The sequence below is a fragment of the Flavihumibacter solisilvae genome (genome assembly GCF_000814475.1).
Classification (GTDB): Bacteria; Bacteroidota; Bacteroidia; order Chitinophagales; family Chitinophagaceae; genus Flavihumibacter; species Flavihumibacter solisilvae.
The window spans coordinates 20,026-39,451 of the sequence record NZ_JSVC01000012.1 but is presented as its reverse complement, the minus strand read 5'-3'; the positions used below and the strand labels follow the sequence as shown (position 1 = coordinate 39,451).

Sequence of the window (19,426 nt, the reverse complement as noted above, 5' to 3'; positions counted from 1 at the left end):
TCCTCACTCAAAGAATGCCGCCAGCTTATCATACAAATCCTTAGGCATGGTGGTCTTCTCTTTATTTGAAGCTTTAATAAAATACAGCACCACACGACCTATTGTGAGCAGTTTGCCCTGCTCATTATACACCTCCTGGTGAAACTCGATCCGGTGGTCTGCCGGTAGTTCTTTCAGGATGGTACGAATCGTGAGCAGGTCGTCATAATGCGCCGGTCGAAGGTATTTAACATGCAGTTCAACCAGCGGCATAATAATTCCCATGGCTTCCATATCCTTGTAAGACAGCCCAAGTTCACGGATGGCTTCCACCCGTGCCACCTCAAAATACTGGGCATAATTGCCGTGATATACGACATTCATCTGGTCCGTTTCGGCATAACGGACACGCACTTTCGTTTCTGATTGGTACATGGCTGGTTAATTTCCGGTCAGTCGGTCAATGCTTGCCCTGCCTGGTCCGCATAAAAGTATGGCGAGGAAGCCAGCGAGGAACAGAGCGGCTTTTTCACCTTCATTGATATTATGATTATGTGCAATAAAAAATGCAACCCCCATCGCTATTACCAGCGGAACCGCCGCAATCCGCGTGAATAATCCGGCAATAATGAGAATAGCACAGAACACTTCTGCAAAGATCACCAGCAGCAAAGACCACCTCGTGCCGATGCCTAACGGATCGCCGAATTTATGTTGCAGGCTGGAGTACTTAACAAGTTTTTGGAATCCGTGATTCACGAGGATAAGTCCGCCCGTAGTGATCCTGATGATAAACATCATCGTGTCGAAAGCCCATTCCTGGTACGAAGTAGAAAGTAGTTTTTTCATTGGCATCATTTTCGCAAATTTAAAGGTTGGATGCAAAGAATTGTTAAGGATTTCAATTATCCACAGGTGTTTGGAACCTAATTTGGTGACACAGAAAATAATTGAAACCTTTACTTCGTTCCAATTTTAGGCCTTTGAAAATAAAAAACAATACAAGTGAGAAGAATCGTTGCAACGATTATCAGTTGTTCTGTGCTTCAGATGGTTCATGCGCAGCAAACCGCCATTTTTACTGATCCCCAGGCTGGTTTCAAGCAGGCAAAAGAGTACTACCAACGGGAACAATACAGCCTGGCCTTCCCGTTATTCAAGGAGTTAAGCATGCAGTTGAGGGAAGCCGACAGAAGCGGGCAATCCCTTAATTACCAGGAAATTCGTTTCTATACTATCGTTTGTGGTCTTCGCCAGAACGAGCAGGGTGCCGTTGTGCAGGCAACAGAATTTGTTGACCTGGATGATAATCAGAGTCGTGTCGAGCTCATGAGTTTTCATCTTGGCGAATATTACTTCCGTCATAAAGATTATTACCAGGCGGTAACCCAGTATGAAAAAACTTCGGTTGAACACCTCAACAATAAGGAAGTTGCCGACCTGAAGTTTCACCAGGGGTACAGCTACTTCCACCTGCAACGCTTCGACCAGGCGAAACCCCTGCTGGATGCGGTTCGCCAGGCAAAGGATAATCCCAACTACGCTGCCGCCAATTATTATTACGGGTTCATTCTCTTCCGCGACAAACAATACCGTGAGGCGCTTGCTTCCTTTAAAGTTGTGGAGAACGATGAAGAGTTTAAAGATGTAGTTCCTTATTATATCGCGACCATTTATAACATCACGGGAGAAAAAGATAAAGCCCTCACCTATGCTTCCGAGAAGCTCAAGCAGGGTGGCGGGCATTACGACCTCGAAATGCGCAGGCTCGTTGGCCACGGCTGGTTCGAGAAAGGTGATTTCAGCAAAGCGCTTCCCTACCTGGAAACCTATGCAGCCAAAACAAAGCCGCCGCTTCCGCGGAATGACCTTTATGAACTTTCCTATTCATATTATTTTGCCGGCAACTACCGCAAGGCCATAGACGGTTTCAAACAATTGAGCGGCAAAGAGGATTCACTCGCGCAGAATGCCATGTACCTGCTCGGGGACTCTTACCTGAAGACCAATCAGAAAGCCAATGCACGTAATGCATTCCTCTTCTGTTCCATCAACAGCAGCAATCCAACCCAGCAGGAAATTTCCAAATTCAATTACGGAAAGCTCTCATACGAACTTGGATTCCATGATGCCGCGTTGTTGGAGTTGCAGCAGTTCCTCATTAAGTATCCTAATTCCGCTTATGCCAACGAAGCCCGCGAAGTACTGGTTGGTGTGATGGCGCGGACCAGCAATTATAAAGACGCGCTTGTCCTGCTGGAAGGATTGAAAAATCCCAGCGAGCAGGCTAAGCAATTCTACCCGGGCATCCTCTACGGACGGGCAACCGAACTGGTGAACGACGGCATGCTGACCCAGGCGGAACAGTTGCTTGATAAAGCAATCACCGTTCCTTACAACCAGACCGTTTTACCCCTCGTTTATTTCTGGAAAGGGGAAATTTCTTTCCGTACCGGTCGTACGGATGAGTCTGTCCGCAATTACTCCGAATATCTCGCAAAGCCAAAGATCAGCAATGAGGTTACGCCTCAGCACGCCCGTTATAACCTGGGGTATGCTTACCTGAAAAAAGAAATGTACCCGCAGGCGCAGGGATTTTTTGAGCAGGTGGTTAAGGTTCCATCACCTACGTCTTCAGCAATTGAAATGGATGCGTACCTGCGTACCGGCGACTGTTACTATATGCAGCGCGATTACAAACGTGCCGCTGTCGTATATGACAACGTGATCAAAAATGCCCTCGCCGGGAGCGATTATGCGGCATTCCAGAAAGGGATGATCGCGGGTATCACGAACAGCCCTGAAAAGATCCGCCAGCTGAACCAGTTGCAGCGTACTTACCCGGCGTCGTCATTGATCCCCGATGCAAATATGGAGATCGCCAATACTTACCTGGCTGACGAAAGTTTCCGGGAAGCCATCCCATACCTGTCCGCGGTTCTCAAGGACGGCAGGAGCGAGGCGCTGAAGCCGAAGGCATACCTCAAGGCAGGCATCGCTTATTATAATATGAACAATAATGCCGAGGCGTTGAAACAATATAATACGTTGCTGCAGCAATACCCGAATTCGCAGGAAGCAGACGATGCCCTCGACAACGCCAAGGTCATTTATATTGAGGAAGGTAAGACCAGCGATTATGTGAACTTTGCCAAGAAGATGGGTCGCGATGTCTCTACCTCCCAGCAGGATTCTCTGGCATACGCCGAAGCAGAAGTGCAGATGAACAATGCAAACTTCACCAATGCCCTCCAGCGTTTTGAATCGTATATCAGCAACTATCCCGAAGGCCGGTATATCATTGAAGCCAATTATTATAAGGCCGAGATCCATAACAGCCGGAAGGAAGTAGCGAAAGCAGCGGAAGCGTATGAAGCGGTTGCGGACAGGGTTCCCAACAAGTTTGGTGAAAAATCATTGCTGCACGCCGCCCGCCTCAATTTCTTCGACCTGAAAAAATATGACAAGGCGGCAACTCTCTACGAAAGACTGAAAGAGTTTGCCACCACTGAAGAAAATAAACTGGAATCGATGCGCGGATTGCTGCGCAGCCAGTACCAGCTTGCGAACTGGACTGCTGCAAGTGAGAACGCTAAGGACCTCCTGACATTCAAAGGTGCGAGCGCTGACGACAAACTGCTGGCCAACATGGTACTCGGCAGATCCGCACAGGAGCAGGGCCAATACGATCTTGCCATCTCTTACTTTAAGGCTGCTGCTTCAGGTAAAGGCGCAATGAGTGCGGAAGCGCGTTATGGTGTTGCCTACGGATTGTTCCAGCAGTCGAAGGTGAAAGAAGCCGAGAAGGCTGCTTTCGACGTGATCAACAAAAGCGGTTCGTACGAAATGTGGGTCACCAAAGCTTATATCCTGCTCGGTGATATTTATATGAAGCAGGAAGACTACTTCAATGCCAAAGCAACTTTCCAGAGCGTGGTTGAAAATGCTTCGATACCGGAATTGAAGGAGGAGGCACAGCGCAAGTTGAACCAGGCCACAGAGGCGGAAAGAAAACAGGTAAAAGTTTCAAACAATTGATCAAACAAAAGAACTGGCATTCATGAAAACCATCCGATATATAAGCTGTTCAGGTGCCCTGCTGATTGCAATGACCACGGTTAATTGTGCACTGGCACAGGATACCAGCAAACGGAAAACCATCGACATTACTTCCACTTTCAAACCGGTACTGCGGGATGCGGTAAAACAGAACTTCTCCGCTTCGCTGCCGGCAACTGATACATCACGTCCCCTGCTGAACTATAATATTCCCCAGCAACAGGTGAAGGTTCCGTTTTCACCCGGAACACTGAACCCGGTTGCCCTGCAGGTCGATTCACTGCTTCCCTGGTCAAACAGTCACTACCTGAAAGTGGGTGTGGGTAATGCGCACCTGCCATATGCACAGGGAGCATTCAGCTTCGGCAATGGCACTACCTCGTTCTTCAACGCTTACGGTGAGGTATATGCGTCCAAAGGGAAACTCGATCACCAGAAGAATAACCTGGCTGACTTTATGCTCCGTGGTACATTTAAAGTGGCGAAGGATCATGAGCTTTCGGCACGACTCGGTTTCAAGGGGCAGGAATTCTACTATTATGGTTACCGTCCCGACACCCTGGAGTTCTCCAAGTCTGAGCTGAGACAACGTTTCCGCACTGTTGAAGCGGCCGTGAATTTCAGGAATACAAGTCCATCTGAATTCGGACTCACTTACAATCCCAATGCTAAAGTAACCGTGTTCAGCGGCACCAACAACAGCATGGAGAATAAGGAAGAGAACCTCGTTTTCAATCTTCCGTTGCAGAAATATGTGGGCAAAAGCTTTGGGTTCAATCTTGGCTTTACAGGTGACCTTACCCGCTACACACCGGATGGAAAGTCGAGGCAGAATAACGACCTGATGTTTATTTCCCCCGCACTGCTGTTGAAAACTCCGAATGTGTTTTTGAACCTCGGTGTAACGCCTTCTTGGGATAACGGCAGTTTCAATATGCTTCCGAACCTGATGGGAGAGATGACAACCAATGACCAGCGCTTTACGTTGCAGGCAGGATGGATAGGATATTATAATAAAGGAAGTTACCAGCGATTCTCCACGATCAATCCGTGGATTGCACCCCCGGCAGACCTTCAGAACCATCGCCAAACCCAGTTGTATGCAGGCTTCAAGGGCTCACTGGCCAACCATTTCACCTATAGTGCAAAGGCAGCGTTCTTCAAGGAGCATCATGTGCCCCTTTTCGTGAACGACCAGGTTGACGGAAAGACTTTCGAAACAGTATATGCCAACTCGATGGATGTACTCCAGTTTCATGGTGAGATCGGTTATATGAGAGGGGAAGATTTCAGTTTCAGCAGTGGCATCACCTTCAACAATTTTACCAATGTGGAAGGGCAGGCCAAAGCCTGGGGATTGCTGCCCGTTGAACTTAACGGTACCCTGCGCTGGAAGATCCTGAAAGATCTTTATTTCAAGACCGACCTCTATGCCTGGGATGGAGCAGCCTACAGATCCAAAGAAGGCGACGACCGCAAGGGTGATAAGGCGTTTGACCTGAATGCAGGTGTCGAATTCCGGATTACACGTGGACTGAACCTCTGGCTACAAATGAATAACATATTCAATAATCGTTACCAGCGTTGGAACCAGTACGAGGTTTATGGATTTAACTTCCTCGGTGGCGTGGCATTCCGCTTCGGTGATATGAAGCCAATTAAAAAGTAAAAACTCAAAATTAAAATAGTCGTAGTTTTTAATGTTTAATTTGCAACCGTGCAGTCTTTAAACAACTATCTCTATCAGAATAAAAGTATCAGCATCCCCGGACTCGGAACGCTGCATATGGAGCGGATCCCCGCGCGTACGGATTTCGTGAACCGGCAGCTCCTGCCGCCTGGTTATACTTTCCGTTTCGATAAGTACTTTGATGCCCCGGGGAAGGATTTCTTCAGTTATATTTCATCCGTAAAGCATCTCACCGACTACGACGCAATTAAATGGTACAACGAGTTCGCCTATGAGCTCAGGAGCCGGATCCGTAACCGCGAGCAGGCAGTCTGGGAAGGACTCGGAACATTCCATTCCGACGATAATGGTGAAATCTATTTTGAGGCTGACCGGCGTTATGAACTTGCCCTTGGACCGGTTACCGCAGAGCGCGTGATCCGTGAAAATATGGAACACCACCTGCTGGTAGGCGATCGCGAGCGTACAACCGGTGAAATGCCCGAACTGCTCACGCATACTGAAAGTAAAAAGGATTCATGGTGGATTTACGCAATAGTAATTGCGGCTATTGCCCTGAGCCTTTGTGCTGTAGGGTTTATGCGCAACGGGTTCCGGTTCTTTTCTTCCGGTAACCAGCAAACCGTTCCTGCTTATCAAATGCCCGTAATCAGCCGTTAATTTACCCCGAACATGGCCGTTATACATTACACGACTTGTCCTGTCTGCGACAGTACCAATATTTCACCGGTTACCAAAGCGAAGGATCACACTGTGAGCGGGGAAACCTTCATCATCTGGGAATGTGCAGACTGCAGGTTGCGGTTCACGCAGGATGTCCCGGATAGTGATTCGATCGGTCCATACTATAAATCAGAAAACTATATTTCTCATAGCGATACCAGCAAGGGAATGGTTAATCGCCTGTACCACCTGGTACGTAACCATACCCTCAGGCAGAAACGAAAGCTGCTGGTCCGTTCAACCAAAAAAAGGACCGGGGCTATCCTCGACATCGGCGCAGGAACAGGCGCCTTTCTCAATGAAATGAAACAGGCTGGCTGGCGGGTAACAGGGCTGGAACCAGATGCAGGAGCCCGTGCGGTTGCTGCAGAACGTTATAGCCTTAACCTGTTGGAACCTTCCACGCTATTCCAGCTTGAAACCGGCTCTTTTGATGCCATTACCATGTGGCATGTGCTGGAGCATGTACATACTTTGCAGGATTACATCAAAAGGGTGAAAGAGTTGCTTAAGCCCGGTGGCTGGTTCATTATTGCCCTGCCGAACTACACGTCACTTGATGCCATGCATTATGGTGAAGCATGGGCAGCATATGATGTACCCCGTCACCTCTATCATTTTTCGCCTGAGTCTGTGAAGCAGCTGCTGCAAAGAAACGGATTGACCTACAGGGAGGGCCGGCCCATGTGGTTCGACAGTTTCTATATCAGCATGCTTAGTGAACAATACCTGCACGGTAAGCCTGGCCATGTCTCCGCATTTATTAAAGGACTAACCTCCAACAAAAATGCGCTCTCCAATAAGGAAAGCGCGAGCTCATTAATCTATTTGGCGCAGAAGTAATAGACAGAATTACTGCAGGTCAATCTCAAATAAATTGGGCCATAACTTACCTGTCACGTACAACTTTTTAGTTCCGGGGTCGTAAGCGATTCCATTTAACACCGCCTCGCCATTCGCATCATTATACTTTTCGCGGGAAATATTTCCTTTTCCATATTGCAGCAACAAGCCGGTGAGGTCTGCTCTTCCTATTACCTGCCCGTTTGACGGGTCAATTTTGAGGATATAGTTGGTCTGCCACTTATTCGCATAGATATGCCCGTTGATGTATTCAAGTTCGTTCAGGTTGTTGACCGGGCCATTGTTATCTGTTACGCCAAGTACGCGCTTGGTAGAGAAATCCTTGGGATCGAGATAATACAGGTTGCTGCTTCCGTCGGAAACAATAAGATAGGTGCTGTCTGTCGTCACTCCCCAGCCTTCAGTCTTAAGCGGAAACTCCTGTTCTTTTTTCAGCGTGGCGGCGTCGTACACAAACCCCTTCTTACCTGACCATGTAAGCTGGTAAAGCTTGTCGTTGAGGGTGGCAATCCCTTCACCAAAATATGCAGTGTCGAGGAAGATCTTTTTATCCGCCTTGCCTGTTTGCAGGTCAACTTTGCCTACCCATGACCGGTAGGCATTAACGCCTGGTTGTCCGCCCGTACTCTCCATCAGCTGCCCTTTATAAAATAACAGGCCCTGCGTAAAGGAGGATGTGTCGTGGGGAAATACATTCAATACGTTAAACCGGAGGGCGGGTGGTGCCGGAAGTGAGCCAGCCGTAGCGGACGTGGATTCTTCTGAGCCAGATGTGTTGTCAGCATTGTTGCAGGCTACGCCCAGCAAGGAAAGTACAAAAAGGGAGGCAGCGAATTTAAGATGATTCATAGTGGTTCTTCTGTAGCAAATTTACAATCGGGGGGTAGTCCCCGGAGATCGAAAAAACAAAAAAAATGTTACAACTCTTTGAAATGTAAGCAAAAATGTGTTTTTTTACTGCACTTACCGGATGAAAACCAATCCATTCTCAATATCCTTCCTTCTTGTTGGGCTCTTCACCGATTAAGCATCTCCCTTGACCGTCTTCTTTAAAAGTATTGTGCAATATCCTTTGCGAACGGGAAATCTACCCAATGAATCGCTATTGATCCACGCTATGAATGGCCGTCCACAAAAAGAAAATTTTAATGAGACGGATCATTGCTGTATTCCTGTTTTTGTTTACTTCACTGGTATCCCATTCCCAGAAGGAATGCAGCCAATCTATATATAATTCCCGCATAACTGCTGTAGCATCGCCTGTTGCTTCCACCAATGCACCGGTTCCGGTTACTGCGTCTGCAGAAGGCATCCAGGTTCCTGTGGTGGTACATATTCTTTCCAATGGAAAGGGGGCCCCGGTTACTGACGAGCAGGTACAATCGCAGATTGATGCATTGAACCGCGACTTTAACGCGCAGAATGCAGACCTTGCAAATATTCCCATTTATTTCAAACGTGTTGCTGCCAGGGTCGGGATCCGTTTTGTTCTCGCAAAAGTTGATCCTTCCGGCAAACCCACAACGGGTATTGTAAGACGCGAGACTTCCATCCAAACATTTACCCTTGACGACCGCATTAAGTTCCGGTCAAAAGGCGGCGATGATGCCTGGCCAAGGGACCATTACCTGAACATCTGGGTAGGACCGATGCTGAGTGCCATTCATGGTTATTCAAGCCAGCCGGGTTCAGCACCGGAAATAGATGGTGTGGTGATCAACAGCGAAGTATTCGGTACCCTTAACAAGCGTGGCAGTTACAGCAAAGGCCGGATCGCAGTTCATGAGCTTGGTCACTGGCTTGGACTTAAACATATCTGGGGCGATAACTATTGTGGTGACGATGACATTGACGATACTCCCCAGCAGAAAAGCTATAACCGTGGCTGTCCCTCCGGCAACCGCGTTTCCTGCGGCAGTGGCAGCAACGGCGATATGTACATGAACTTCATGGACATGACCGATGATGCCTGCATGTTTATGTTCACCGAAGGGCAGAAAAGAAAGATGTTGTCTGTCTTTGCTCCTGGTTCACCACGTGCTGTATTACTGAATAGCGGTGCGCTGCTCACCGACGGCAAACCCATCGATCCTGCCTGGGGACAACAGACTGTTGCCGCACCTGAAAAATCACTTACCGTATTTCCCGTTCCTGCCACAAGGGAGCTTCGGGTTGATATTCATGGTCCCCTCGACCGCAATAAGCGCATGGTCGTTTACAACATGACCGGCCAGGTGATGATGACCGTTGAAGCCGCCAAATCGCAGGTGCAGCTCGACATCTCCTCCCTCAAAAGCGGGCAGTACATCCTTAAGATGGAAAACTCCTCCGCATCGGCTGCAGCCAAGTTTGTAAAGCTGTAAGTTTTTGGGGCGGACGGATTTGCAACTATCGGAAATTGCCTTTTTCTTCGCAGCATTTAATTGTTGATTGTATTAAAGCAGGTGTTTATGCGCGAATTCAAATTGGCAAAAGGCTGGAAGATCTTTATTTGGCTTTTTTCTCCACTATTAATCGGCCTTTTTGCGTGGTTATTGATCATGCCCTTCGTGCCGGGTTTTGAAAATGAGTCCCCAAATAATTCTCATTGGTTCCTGATGCCCTTATGGCTGTTGATGATTGGATTTTTCGTATTTGGATTACTGGAAGTCAGTAAGGCAAAATTTGTCATTGATACAGACAGGATCTATTCGGTTAGCGCACTATCGACCCGTGAACTGAAATTTAATGAGATCAGCGGTTACAGGATCGCAGATAAGTATATTATTGTTGAACCGAATGTTGCAGGAAAAAAGCGGATAAAGATCAGTACATACCTGTCCAATACAGCTGAGATCTGTGATTGGCTGGCAGAAAAATACCCAGATCTCGACGTCCAGGCAGGAGATGAAGAAAGGGAAGAAATTCTAAGCAGCGATGATTATGGCTTTACGTTGGAAGAAAGGGAGCAGAAATTGCTTGCCGCCCGAAGAATTTCCAAAGTGATCAATATAACGGCCGGCATAACCGGGCTTTGGCTGATATTTTACCCCAAGCCTTATTTTTATCTTGTTATTGCAGCAGTCGCTATTCCATTGGTAAGCCTTCAGGTGATAAAATCATTTCGTGGACTTATCCGCGTCGACGAAAGAAAAGACAGCGCCTATCCATCCCTTTTTTGGTCGATCCTGATCTGTAGTATGTCCCTGGTTTTAAGGTCAGTCCTGGATTTCAATATCTATGAATATTCAAACGCATGGATGCTTGCGTTGACAGTGTCTGTCATTTACCTTGGTGTGTTGTTGGTACGAAACAAAGAGTTTGAATTCAGGAGCAAATCGGAAATATTCACGTTTGTTGGGGTTGTACTGTTCATAATGAGTTATTCCTATGGTTCGGTAGTAACCTTAAATTGTTTACTTGATCAATCCTCACCTGAAGCCTATTCTGCAGAAGTAAAAGGTAAGCGGGTGAGCTCAGGTAAATCGACAATGTATTACCTGCAACTCTCAAGGTGGGGCAAACAGACTGAGGCCGACGAGGTGACAGTGTCAAAGGAAATGTATGATGCCACGGAAATCAGCGACCCGGTGACAGTATACCTGATGCAGGGCAGGTTTGAAATTCCATGGTATGAAATCACAACTAAGTAGATATCTATTTATAATTTGCTTCCATGAGATTGAGAGCTATAACCTCCTTTGTAATCATTATTTCCTGTTTGAGTTTTTCAGGTAGAGCTTTTTGCGACGAGCCGGCACCCAATGGTGCGTACGGATTGAAGTGCGAACACCTGGTTAATCCTCTCGGAATTGATGCATCAGAACCGCGCTTCACCTGGATGATGAAAGACAACCGGAATGGCGCACGGCAGACTGCTTATAAAATAATCCTGGGTATGGATTCTGCAGATGTAGCTTCAGGGAAGCCTGTTTTTTGGGAGAGTGTAAAAACGGTTTCTTCATTGAACCTGCACGTTTACAATGGAAAGCCTTTACAACCATTCACGAAATATTACTGGCGGGTGATCTTATGGGATCAGAATGGTATTGCAGCACCAGGCGCTGAAGTGGCACACTTTGAAACCGGTATGATGGAGAGCAAAAACTGGAAGGGCGCATGGATCAGCGATGATAATGATATCAACGTAAAGCCTGCTCCCATGTTTCGCAGTGCATTCCGCACATCGAAGAAAATTACCAGTGCCAGGGCGTATGTTGCAGCTGCCGGTTTATACGAACTATATATCAACGGGAAGCCGATCGGCGATCAACGGTTAAACCCTATGTATACCCGCTTTGACCGGCGGAACCTGTATGTTACCCATGATGTCACGGCTGCATTGCAGACGGGGGAGAATGCAATAGGCGTGTTGCTTGGGAACGGATGGTATAACCACCAGTCAACTGCGGTGTGGAATTTCCACCGCGCTCCCTGGCGGGCAAGACCGGCTTTCTGTCTCGACCTTCGCATAACCTATACCGATGGGACTGTTGAAACCATCCGTTCAGGAAAGGACTGGAAAACTGCGACTGGCCCGATCATTTTCAACAGTATCTATACTGCTGAACACTACAATGCAAACCTTGAACAAAAAGGATGGAGTGAACCGGGATTTGCCGATTCAACCTGGAAACCGGTGACCCTGCGTTCGATTCCTTCTCCACAGGTTGTTGCCCAGGCACTTCAGCCCATCCGGAATGTGGAAGAGATCGTTCCGAAATCGCTTAAAAGGCTTGACAGCCTCACCTGGGTATATGACCTGGGCCGGAATATTTCGGGTGTAAGTTCTATCAGCGTAAGTGGCGCAAAAGGAACCATCATCCGGTTAAAACATGGTGAAAGACTATTGAATAATGGCAGGGTAGACCAGTCAAACATCGATGTACACTACCGCCCAACAGATGATACCGATCCTTTCCAGACGGATATTTTCATCTTAAGCGGGAATGGCGAAGAGAAATTCATGCCCCGGTTTAACTACAAGGGATTCCAGTTTGTGGAAGTCACCGCAAGTAATCCTGTAACGCTTACGGTTAACAACCTCAAAGGCTATTTCATGCACAGCGATGTTCCTGCAGTTGGTACCATCAAATCATCCAACCCGATTATTGAAAAGATCTGGAAGGCTAATAACAACTCTTACCTTTCTAACCTCTTCGGTTACCCGACGGATTGTCCGCAACGCGAAAAGAACGGGTGGACAGGCGACGCACATATCGCCAGCGAGACCGGCTTGTACGGCTTTGACGGGATTACAGTTTACGAGAAGTGGATGGCAGACCACCGGGATGAACAACAACCTAATGGCGTATTGCCTTCTATCATTCCAACCGGCGGTTGGGGATATGAGTGGGGCAATGGACCTGACTGGACCAGTACGGTTGCCATTATTCCCTGGAACCTATACCTGTTCTACGGTGATAGCCGCGCCTTGTCTGATAATTACGAGGCAATCAGCAAATATGTTGACCACATTAACGAGTTGTATCCATCCGGACTCACGACCTGGGGACTGGGTGACTGGGTGCCGGTTAAATCCGTATCACCGGTTGAGTTTACTTCCACTGCATATTACTTCACAGATGTAACGATCCTATCGAAGGCCGCAGCTTTATTCGGCAAAAAAGCTGATGCGGAAAAGTATTCCAGGCTGGCGGAAAAAATCAAGACTGCCTTCAATCAAAAATATTTCAACTCCGCGTCTTCCCTGTATGGAACCGGACTACAAACCGAACTGAGCGTGGCATTGCATGCGGGTCTCGTGCCCGGTTCCCATAAGGCCAAAGTTGCCGGCACACTTGCGGAGCGTGTGGTGAAAGATGGGGTGCAACTGGATGTAGGTATTTTGGGAGCAAAGGCAATCCTGAATGCACTTAGTGAGAATGGCCATGCGGACCTCGCTTACCGGCTGGCGGTCCGTGAAGAATATCCTTCCTGGGGCTGGTGGATCAAAAACGGGGCAACCACGCTGTATGAAAACTGGAATATAAATGCTGCAAATGATGTATCCCTTAACCATGTAATGTTCGGGGAAGTGGCAGCGTGGTTTTATAAAGGATTGGGTGGGATCAAACCCGATGAATCTGCCCCCGGCTTTAAGAATGTTTTGCTGGAACCGCAGTTCATCGGGGGACTGGATGAATTTGAAGCAACACACAACGGTCCGTTTGGAAACATTCGTTCTGCATGGAAAAGGTCCGGCACAGTGATCAAGTGGGAGATCAGCATTCCGGCAAATTCTACAGCGACTATCAGGTTAACTTCAAAGAAAGTGTTGCTGAATGGAAAGCCGGTTGACGGGAGCAAGCCGCTCCGGCTCGGGGCAGGAAATCACAGCCTGCAGATTGGCTGATACATGTTTCAATCAAACAGCCGCGCGAAATGATTTTCGAGGTGATTGCGCATGGCGTTGCGGAACATTTCCGGTGAACCGTTTTCGATGATGTCTACAAGCCCCTTGTGCGATACGAATCGTTTTTTATTGACCGGCTTTTTAAGCAGGCCGCTGTGGTGTACATAATCAAAAACAGGCAAGAGCATTTTCTGGAATTTCTTCAATGTCTCGTTGCCTGTAATCTCGTATAACTTTCCGTGAAAGGCGATCTCGTGTTCTATATTGAACAGGTGATCCTGCGTGGAATCCGGTTCGTTGTTGACGATCTGCTTAAGTTCTTCCAGGTCCTCAGGTGTGATCCGCTGGAAGATAAAATCAGCCATCCCGATCTCCAGCACCAGTCGCAGCTCAAACATTCCTTTCAGGGTTTCCTGGTCAAGAATGTGCGGATTCATACTCTTGCCAATAATCCCGAAAATATCCGGGCTGGTAATTACTGCACCCTTTTTCTTCCTGGATTCAATCAGTCCCATTACCCGCAGGCGCAGTAAAGCCTCCCTGATCACGGTCCGGCTCACCCCAAGTGTATCGGCCAGTTCTACCTCTTTGGGAATGGGATCACCCACCGAGAGCTTCTGCTGCTGGAGCAGGTGAACCAGCTTTGCCTCCACTTTATCCACCAGGGAACTGGTATCCACCGCTTTGAAATCCTCCATTAAATCGTTGATTCCCATACAATATTATGTATTACTTATTCTTCTGTAAAACTACTATTTAATCGCGAAATCAGGAAATCGGGCAAGTTCAAAAATTAATTTTGGTTGAATCCTTCTAGGTTGTACTTTTATTATGTCATACATAATACCTCAATTAAACTGTTATGCGAAACTTGATTTCTTGCCTGCAACTAGTTATTTGTCTTGCCGGCCTGCTTGCCTGGTCAGGTACCAGGGCCCAGGTCCGCCCGATTACCGGGACCGTGACCAACGGAACGGACAACTCACCCCTTGCCGGGGTTTCAGTGTCCGTGAAGGGAAAAAATGCCGGTACCCAGACCGCCCAGGATGGAACTTTTACCATCCATGCCTCGGCGCCGGACCAGCTTGTTTTCAGTTACCTCGGATTTGAATCTAAAACTGTCACCGTCGGCGAAGCAGTGAACATTACCGTGGTTCTTCTGCGCTCCGAGAAAAAAATGGACGAAGTTGTCGTTGTCGGTTATGGTACGCAGTCAAGGAAGAATGTAACCAGCTCCATTGCCAAACTTGACAAGGATGTATTGGCAACCGCCCCCCGGGCCAACGTGGGAACAGCCCTGCAGGGAACCGTCTCAGGTGTTCAGGTGGTGAATTCATCCGGGCAGCCAGGCGCATCACCCTACATTCTCTTAAGGGGTGGAGCGAATATTAATAGTCCCGGTGCTCCGCTCGTAGTAGTTGACGGTATCATCCGTTCCCTCAACGATATCGTAGCAGAAGATATCGCATCAATGGAGATCCTGAAAGACGCTTCCGCCACGGCGATCTATGGCGCCAGGGCAAACAACGGTGTTATCCTGATCACGACGAAACAGGGTAAGTCCGGCAATGCACAGGTGTCCTACAAATTCACCGGCGGCTACAACCAGCGTCGTGACGGCTACGATTACTTGGGCGCCAAAGACTATATTTATTACAACCGTCTTGGCAACTTCAATTCAGGCAGAACACTTGCCCAGGTTAACTCCTCCAGGGGATATGGATTGAATACTGATTCCGCCAATTTATCCTCCTTCGATATCCGCAGGTATGATGCTGCAACCAATGGCCACCTGTTGTCACAAGGTTGGGATACCATTGGAGATCCTTATGGCGGCACCATCATCTTCAAAGACCATGGTGGCGAGGTCGAAGACATTGTTTTCCGGAACACCTTCACCCAGGATCATTACATCAATGTTTCCGGCGGAAATGAAAAAGGAAAATACTTCGCCAGCTTCGATTACTATAAGGAAGATGGAGTGATCGTGGGATCAAGCTATAAGCGTTACTCAGGAACACTGAATGGTTCCTATAAGATCAAACCGAATATTGAACTCAGCACAGGTGTTATCCTGTCCACTTCGTCACGCCTCGGCGTCAACGGGTCTGAAGTGAACACTTTGTACCGCAGCATGGCAATCTGGCCGACCTTCAACCCCTGGCTCGATGCGGCGAAAACCCAACCCAACCCGGGTCTAAGCTCAAGCGATGGAAACCCGCTTTACTGGCTGGGAAAAGTTGACCGGAACAACCAGGTCAACAGGGTTACCGCCAACGCATCGGTGAAGTGGGACCTTTTGCCCGGTCTTTTCATTAAAGCAAGCGCCAATGCTTATATGGCAGAAGAGTTAAACGAGTCATTCTCCAGGGCGAACCAGACCTATATCAATATTTTTTCTGCCACCCAGCCATCATTCAATGATGTTAGCAGGCCGGCTTATTCAAATATGTTCCGCGATTTCCAGCAACAGTATAATGCAATTGCCAATTACACGAAGACCATCGGCGATGATCACAACATCAGTGTAATGGCTGGAACAGAATATTTCGGAACCAACGAAAGAAATATGCAAGTGATGGGAACAAAGGCGCCTACTGACGACATCACTACAGTAAATGCGTCAACGGTTTTTGCACCTAACACCTCAACCAATCCATACAATCCGAATAATAACTTCAGTTATAAATCTGAATACAGGATCATCTCTGCGTTCGGTCGCCTCAATTATGACTATGCACAGAAATACCTGTTGTCACTGGTTTTCCGGCAGGATGCAGTTTCCAGCCTGGCCAAAGAAAACCGGGCCGGTTTCTTCCCGGGCATGTCAGCCGGCTGGAACCTTCACCGCGAAAAATTCTTTGAGAACCTTGGACTGGACCGGGTCATCACCACTTTCAAACCCAGGTTCAGCTATGGAGAGAACGGGAACGTGTCTGTGATCGGCAGGTATGATGTACAGGGGATCTACAGCTCACCCGGTCTATACAACGGTGCAGGCGCGATCTCTTACACTTCGCCGATTAACGGTGACCTCCGTTGGGAAAAAAGCAAGACCATTGATCTTGGCCTCGACCTGGCATTCCTTCAGAACAGGATCACCATCATGTTCGATTATTACGACAGGAAAAACTCTGACCTCCTGACTGACCTTGCACTTCCTGGTTATACCGGTTTCAATACATTTAAAACAAACCTCGGCACGCTGCAGAACAAGGGTTATGAGGTTACTGTAACCGCCAATGTATTGAATAACCAGAATGGTGTTAAACTGGACCTTGGCGCAAATGCTTCCTTCGTGAAGAACAGGATCCTTGAGCTTCCTTACAATGGCCAGCAGAATAACCGCCAGGGCGGCCTTCAGGTGTACGACCCTAAAACCGGCAGGGTGGAATGGGTTGGTGGATTACAGGAAGGACAACCGATAGGAGCCATCTATGCTTACAAACAGGTTGGCATCTTTAAAAACGAAGAAGACATAGCCAAGTTCGCTTCTTCCCGCGTTGACATGGTAGCAAATATCAGTGGCCCCAACAGCACGCATGGTACCGGAAAGATCACCCCCGGTGATGTGAACTGGATGGATGTGGACAGGAATGATACCATCGATTCAAGGGACCAGGTGTATATCGGCAACATTAATCCAAAATGGACCGGTGGTTTTACTGCGAATGTTTCATATAAAGGATTTTCGCTTTACTCACGTTTCGAGTTTGCACTTGGTCATACCATCTACAATGACCTCGTAGCAAGAACGCTCGGCAACTACCAGGGTACGTTCAATTATTTCGACCTGCAGAAATCTGCCTGGTCACCCGAAAACACCGATACGGACATTCCGAAAGTATATTATGCAGACCAGGTTTCTGCACCACTCGGGAAAAAGAACTACACGCGTAGTAATAATGCGAATGCAAACCTCAACAGTAATAACTCCCGGTTCTACGAAAAAGGCGATTACCTGGCCTGCAGGGAGATCACGCTTTCTTATGATTTCCCGCGCCAATTGCTCGGCAGGACCAAAGTGCTGTCACAGGCAAGGTTATTCGTAAGCGGTAACAACCTTTTCTACGTCACGGATTTCACTGGCCCTACACCTGAACCACCGATCAGCAATGGCAGGATCTCCGGGGTGTATACCGGCACATATCCTACACCTAAAACTTTTGTATTCGGTGCACAGGTTACTTTCTAACAAACAAACTCAGTTATAATGAACAACAGAATATTAAATATAGTAGCAGGTTGCTGGCTCGCCGCGTCTTTAGGTGCATGCAGCAAAAAACTGGATCTTGCTCCCATCAGTTCCATCGGTGAATCTGGTTACTGGCAGTCGCCGGAACAGGTCCAGGCCTTTGTAAACGGGATCCATGCCTCATTCCGTAGTGGAACCACGTCTTTTATTTATCTCGGCGAAATGCGGGCAGATATCTTCGGTACGGACCCGGGTTCCAGCTCGGTGTTTACCGGTGAAGCAACACAAGGTGTGGAAAGGCTTTGGCTGAACAATCTCGATATGGATGCCCCGGGTGTAAGCAACTATGGCGGGTTCTATTTCAATATCAACCAGATTAACCTGCTCATCGATAAACTGAACACTACTAATATCGTTTCTGAGACCGATAAGAATTATTTCCTGGGACAGGCACACGGCCTGAGGGCATTCTATTATTTCCAGATGCTGCGTTCATGGGGAAGTGTGATCATCCAGACAACGCCTTCCACATCTTTCGATATTTCCAATCTTGCAAAAGCAGCCTCACCTGAAGCGGAAGTTTTGCAGCTGGTGAAAGATGATCTTGCAAAATCGGAATCAGCCTTCGGAATTGATTATAGCTTCCGGAACAGGAGCAAGGCCTTCTGGTCAAAGCCCGCGACACTTATGCTGAAAGCAGAACTGAGCCTGTGGACTGCCCACAGGAGTGGAGGGGTTGCTGATGCCACGACTGCAAAAAATGCGCTTATTGAAATCCAGTCTAACGCGGCCTTAGGTCTACTACCTGTTTACAGCAATGTATTCACATCCGGCAACAAGGACAACCTCGAAATGATCTTTGCAGCTAGGAACAAACTGGATGAAGCCACCCTGCCAATCTCAGGAACGTTCCTGCCACAGTCCTCACTGCTGGCATCATATTACGATTCTGTAGGCAACCGCAAATTCACGTCAACCACAGACAACTGGAACGGTCTTCTCCGTGCCCCGATCAAGATCGCCACTTTCAGGCGCTTCAATGACCTGGACACAAGGAAGTGGGCGAGTATCCAGCCGGCCTATAACAAAACAGCTGCAGGTACTTACCAGATCGCAGGTGCATTCGTTAAGAAATTTGAAGGCGAACAGAATGCAGGCTCACGTGCATACACAAATGACTTCCCGGTTTATCGTTACGCGGATCTCTTACTGTTGCTTGCTGAAGCAAAAGTGTTACTCGGCGAGGATCCTTCGGCTGAAATCAACCAGGTCAGGCAACGTGCATACGGCGTAAATTACAATGTGAACCTGCATGGATTTCCCAACAAGGCAATTGATGCAAACCCTTTGGAAGCGATCCTGGAAGAACGGTTTTTCGAATTTGTATTCGAAGGGAAGAGATGGCATGACCTGAGAAGAATGGGTGACAATTTTGTATATGCGAATACAACCGTACCTGCATCCGAGTCGTACAAATTACTCTGGCCCGTTGATAGAAACACTCTTACCAATAACAGGGAACTCAAACAAACGCCCGGGTATCCTTTATTCTGATTACTATTTCCGTACCCCATTTATTTTA

At 47.8% G+C, this 19,426-nt stretch carries 13 protein-coding genes; 9 read left to right on the top strand and 4 right to left on the bottom strand.

The annotated features are described in order from the left end of the window. Positions 1 to 3: 3 nt before the first annotated feature. Both OI18_RS11455 and OI18_RS11450 read right to left on the bottom strand, forming a co-directional pair. Positions 4 to 414, bottom strand: a complete 411-nt coding sequence (locus tag OI18_RS11455; protein WP_039139989.1) for an acyl-CoA thioesterase — start codon at positions 412 to 414, stop codon at positions 4 to 6. A gap of 6 nt (positions 415 to 420) precedes the next feature. Further along, entirely contained in the window at positions 421 to 828 is a 408-nt protein-coding gene (locus OI18_RS11450; RefSeq protein WP_039140018.1) for a DoxX family protein, read from the bottom strand. Positions 829 to 984: 156 nt separating this feature from the next. On the opposite strand from OI18_RS11450, the gene OI18_RS11445 reads away from it, so the two are divergent. The 4 genes from OI18_RS11445 to OI18_RS11430 are packed head-to-tail and all read left to right on the top strand — an operon-like array spanning position 985 to position 7,294. Then, positions 985 to 4,017, top strand: a complete 3,033-nt coding sequence (locus OI18_RS11445; protein ID WP_240312760.1) for a tetratricopeptide repeat protein — start codon at positions 985 to 987, stop codon at positions 4,015 to 4,017. A gap of 22 nt (positions 4,018 to 4,039) precedes the next feature. Beyond that, a complete protein-coding gene (locus tag OI18_RS11440; protein ID WP_039139988.1) occupies positions 4,040 to 5,707 on the top strand; it encodes a TonB-dependent receptor in 1,668 nt (555 codons plus the stop codon). Between the two features lie 48 nt (positions 5,708 to 5,755). Next, positions 5,756 to 6,388, top strand: coding sequence for a hypothetical protein (locus OI18_RS11435; protein WP_039139986.1), 633 nt, complete (start codon positions 5,756 to 5,758; stop codon positions 6,386 to 6,388). Between the two features lie 12 nt (positions 6,389 to 6,400). Then, a complete protein-coding gene (locus OI18_RS11430) occupies positions 6,401 to 7,294 on the top strand; it encodes a class I SAM-dependent methyltransferase (RefSeq protein WP_039139985.1) in 894 nt (297 codons plus the stop codon). Positions 7,295 to 7,303: 9 nt separating this feature from the next. Here the strand turns inward: OI18_RS11430 and OI18_RS11425 are convergent, their stop codons facing one another. After that, complete coding sequence (locus OI18_RS11425; protein ID WP_039139984.1) at positions 7,304 to 8,164, bottom strand: glutaminyl-peptide cyclotransferase; 861 nt, start codon at positions 8,162 to 8,164, stop codon at positions 7,304 to 7,306. Between the two features lie 299 nt (positions 8,165 to 8,463). Between OI18_RS11425 and OI18_RS23770 the strand changes: the two genes are divergently transcribed. From OI18_RS23770 to OI18_RS11410, 3 genes are all read left to right on the top strand, one after another. Beyond that, on the top strand, positions 8,464 to 9,678 hold the full coding sequence (locus OI18_RS23770) for a T9SS type A sorting domain-containing protein (RefSeq protein WP_052273121.1): 1,215 nt from the start codon (positions 8,464 to 8,466) through the stop codon (positions 9,676 to 9,678). 87 nt (positions 9,679 to 9,765) lie between these two features. Continuing rightward, on the top strand, positions 9,766 to 10,947 hold the full coding sequence (locus OI18_RS11415; RefSeq protein ID WP_039139982.1) for a hypothetical protein: 1,182 nt from the start codon (positions 9,766 to 9,768) through the stop codon (positions 10,945 to 10,947). A 23-nt stretch (positions 10,948 to 10,970) separates the two neighbouring features. Next, positions 10,971 to 13,649 carry an alpha-L-rhamnosidase gene (locus OI18_RS11410; RefSeq protein ID WP_039139981.1) on the top strand — a complete coding sequence of 893 codons (2,679 nt, stop codon included), beginning with the start codon at positions 10,971 to 10,973 and terminating at the stop codon, positions 13,647 to 13,649. Positions 13,650 to 13,657: 8 nt separating this feature from the next. Here OI18_RS11410 and OI18_RS11405 read toward each other — a convergent pair whose 3' ends face one another. After that, positions 13,658 to 14,365, bottom strand: a complete 708-nt coding sequence (locus OI18_RS11405; RefSeq protein WP_039139980.1) for a FadR/GntR family transcriptional regulator — start codon at positions 14,363 to 14,365, stop codon at positions 13,658 to 13,660. Positions 14,366 to 14,511: 146 nt separating this feature from the next. Here OI18_RS11405 and OI18_RS11400 point away from each other — a divergent pair, with 146 nt between their 5' ends. Next, positions 14,512 to 17,844: a SusC/RagA family TonB-linked outer membrane protein gene (locus tag OI18_RS11400; RefSeq protein ID WP_052273120.1), complete on the top strand. Its 3,333-nt coding sequence runs from the start codon at positions 14,512 to 14,514 to the stop codon at positions 17,842 to 17,844. An 18-nt stretch (positions 17,845 to 17,862) separates the two neighbouring features. Beyond that, positions 17,863 to 19,398, top strand: coding sequence for a SusD family outer membrane lipoprotein NanU (gene nanU, locus OI18_RS11395; protein ID WP_039139979.1), 1,536 nt, complete (start codon positions 17,863 to 17,865; stop codon positions 19,396 to 19,398). The last annotated feature ends 28 nt before the right edge of the window (positions 19,399 to 19,426 follow it).

Coding starts and splice junctions, on each gene's coding strand:
- OI18_RS11450 (WP_039140018.1), bottom strand. CDS start 828: ATGAAAAAACTACTTTCTACTTCGTACCAGGAATGGGCTTTCGACACG.
- OI18_RS11405 (WP_039139980.1), bottom strand. CDS start 14,365: ATGGGAATCAACGATTTAATGGAGGATTTCAAAGCGGTGGATACCAGT.
- OI18_RS11425 (WP_039139984.1), bottom strand. CDS start 8,164: ATGAATCATCTTAAATTCGCTGCCTCCCTTTTTGTACTTTCCTTGCTG.
- OI18_RS11430 (WP_039139985.1), top strand. CDS start 6,401: ATGGCCGTTATACATTACACGACTTGTCCTGTCTGCGACAGTACCAAT.
- OI18_RS11440 (WP_039139988.1), top strand. CDS start 4,040: ATGAAAACCATCCGATATATAAGCTGTTCAGGTGCCCTGCTGATTGCA.
- OI18_RS11455 (WP_039139989.1), bottom strand. CDS start 414: ATGTACCAATCAGAAACGAAAGTGCGTGTCCGTTATGCCGAAACGGAC.
- nanU (WP_039139979.1), top strand. CDS start 17,863: ATGAACAACAGAATATTAAATATAGTAGCAGGTTGCTGGCTCGCCGCG.
- OI18_RS11410 (WP_039139981.1), top strand. CDS start 10,971: ATGAGATTGAGAGCTATAACCTCCTTTGTAATCATTATTTCCTGTTTG.
- OI18_RS11400 (WP_052273120.1), top strand. CDS start 14,512: ATGCGAAACTTGATTTCTTGCCTGCAACTAGTTATTTGTCTTGCCGGC.
- OI18_RS11415 (WP_039139982.1), top strand. CDS start 9,766: ATGCGCGAATTCAAATTGGCAAAAGGCTGGAAGATCTTTATTTGGCTT.
- OI18_RS23770 (WP_052273121.1), top strand. CDS start 8,464: ATGAGACGGATCATTGCTGTATTCCTGTTTTTGTTTACTTCACTGGTA.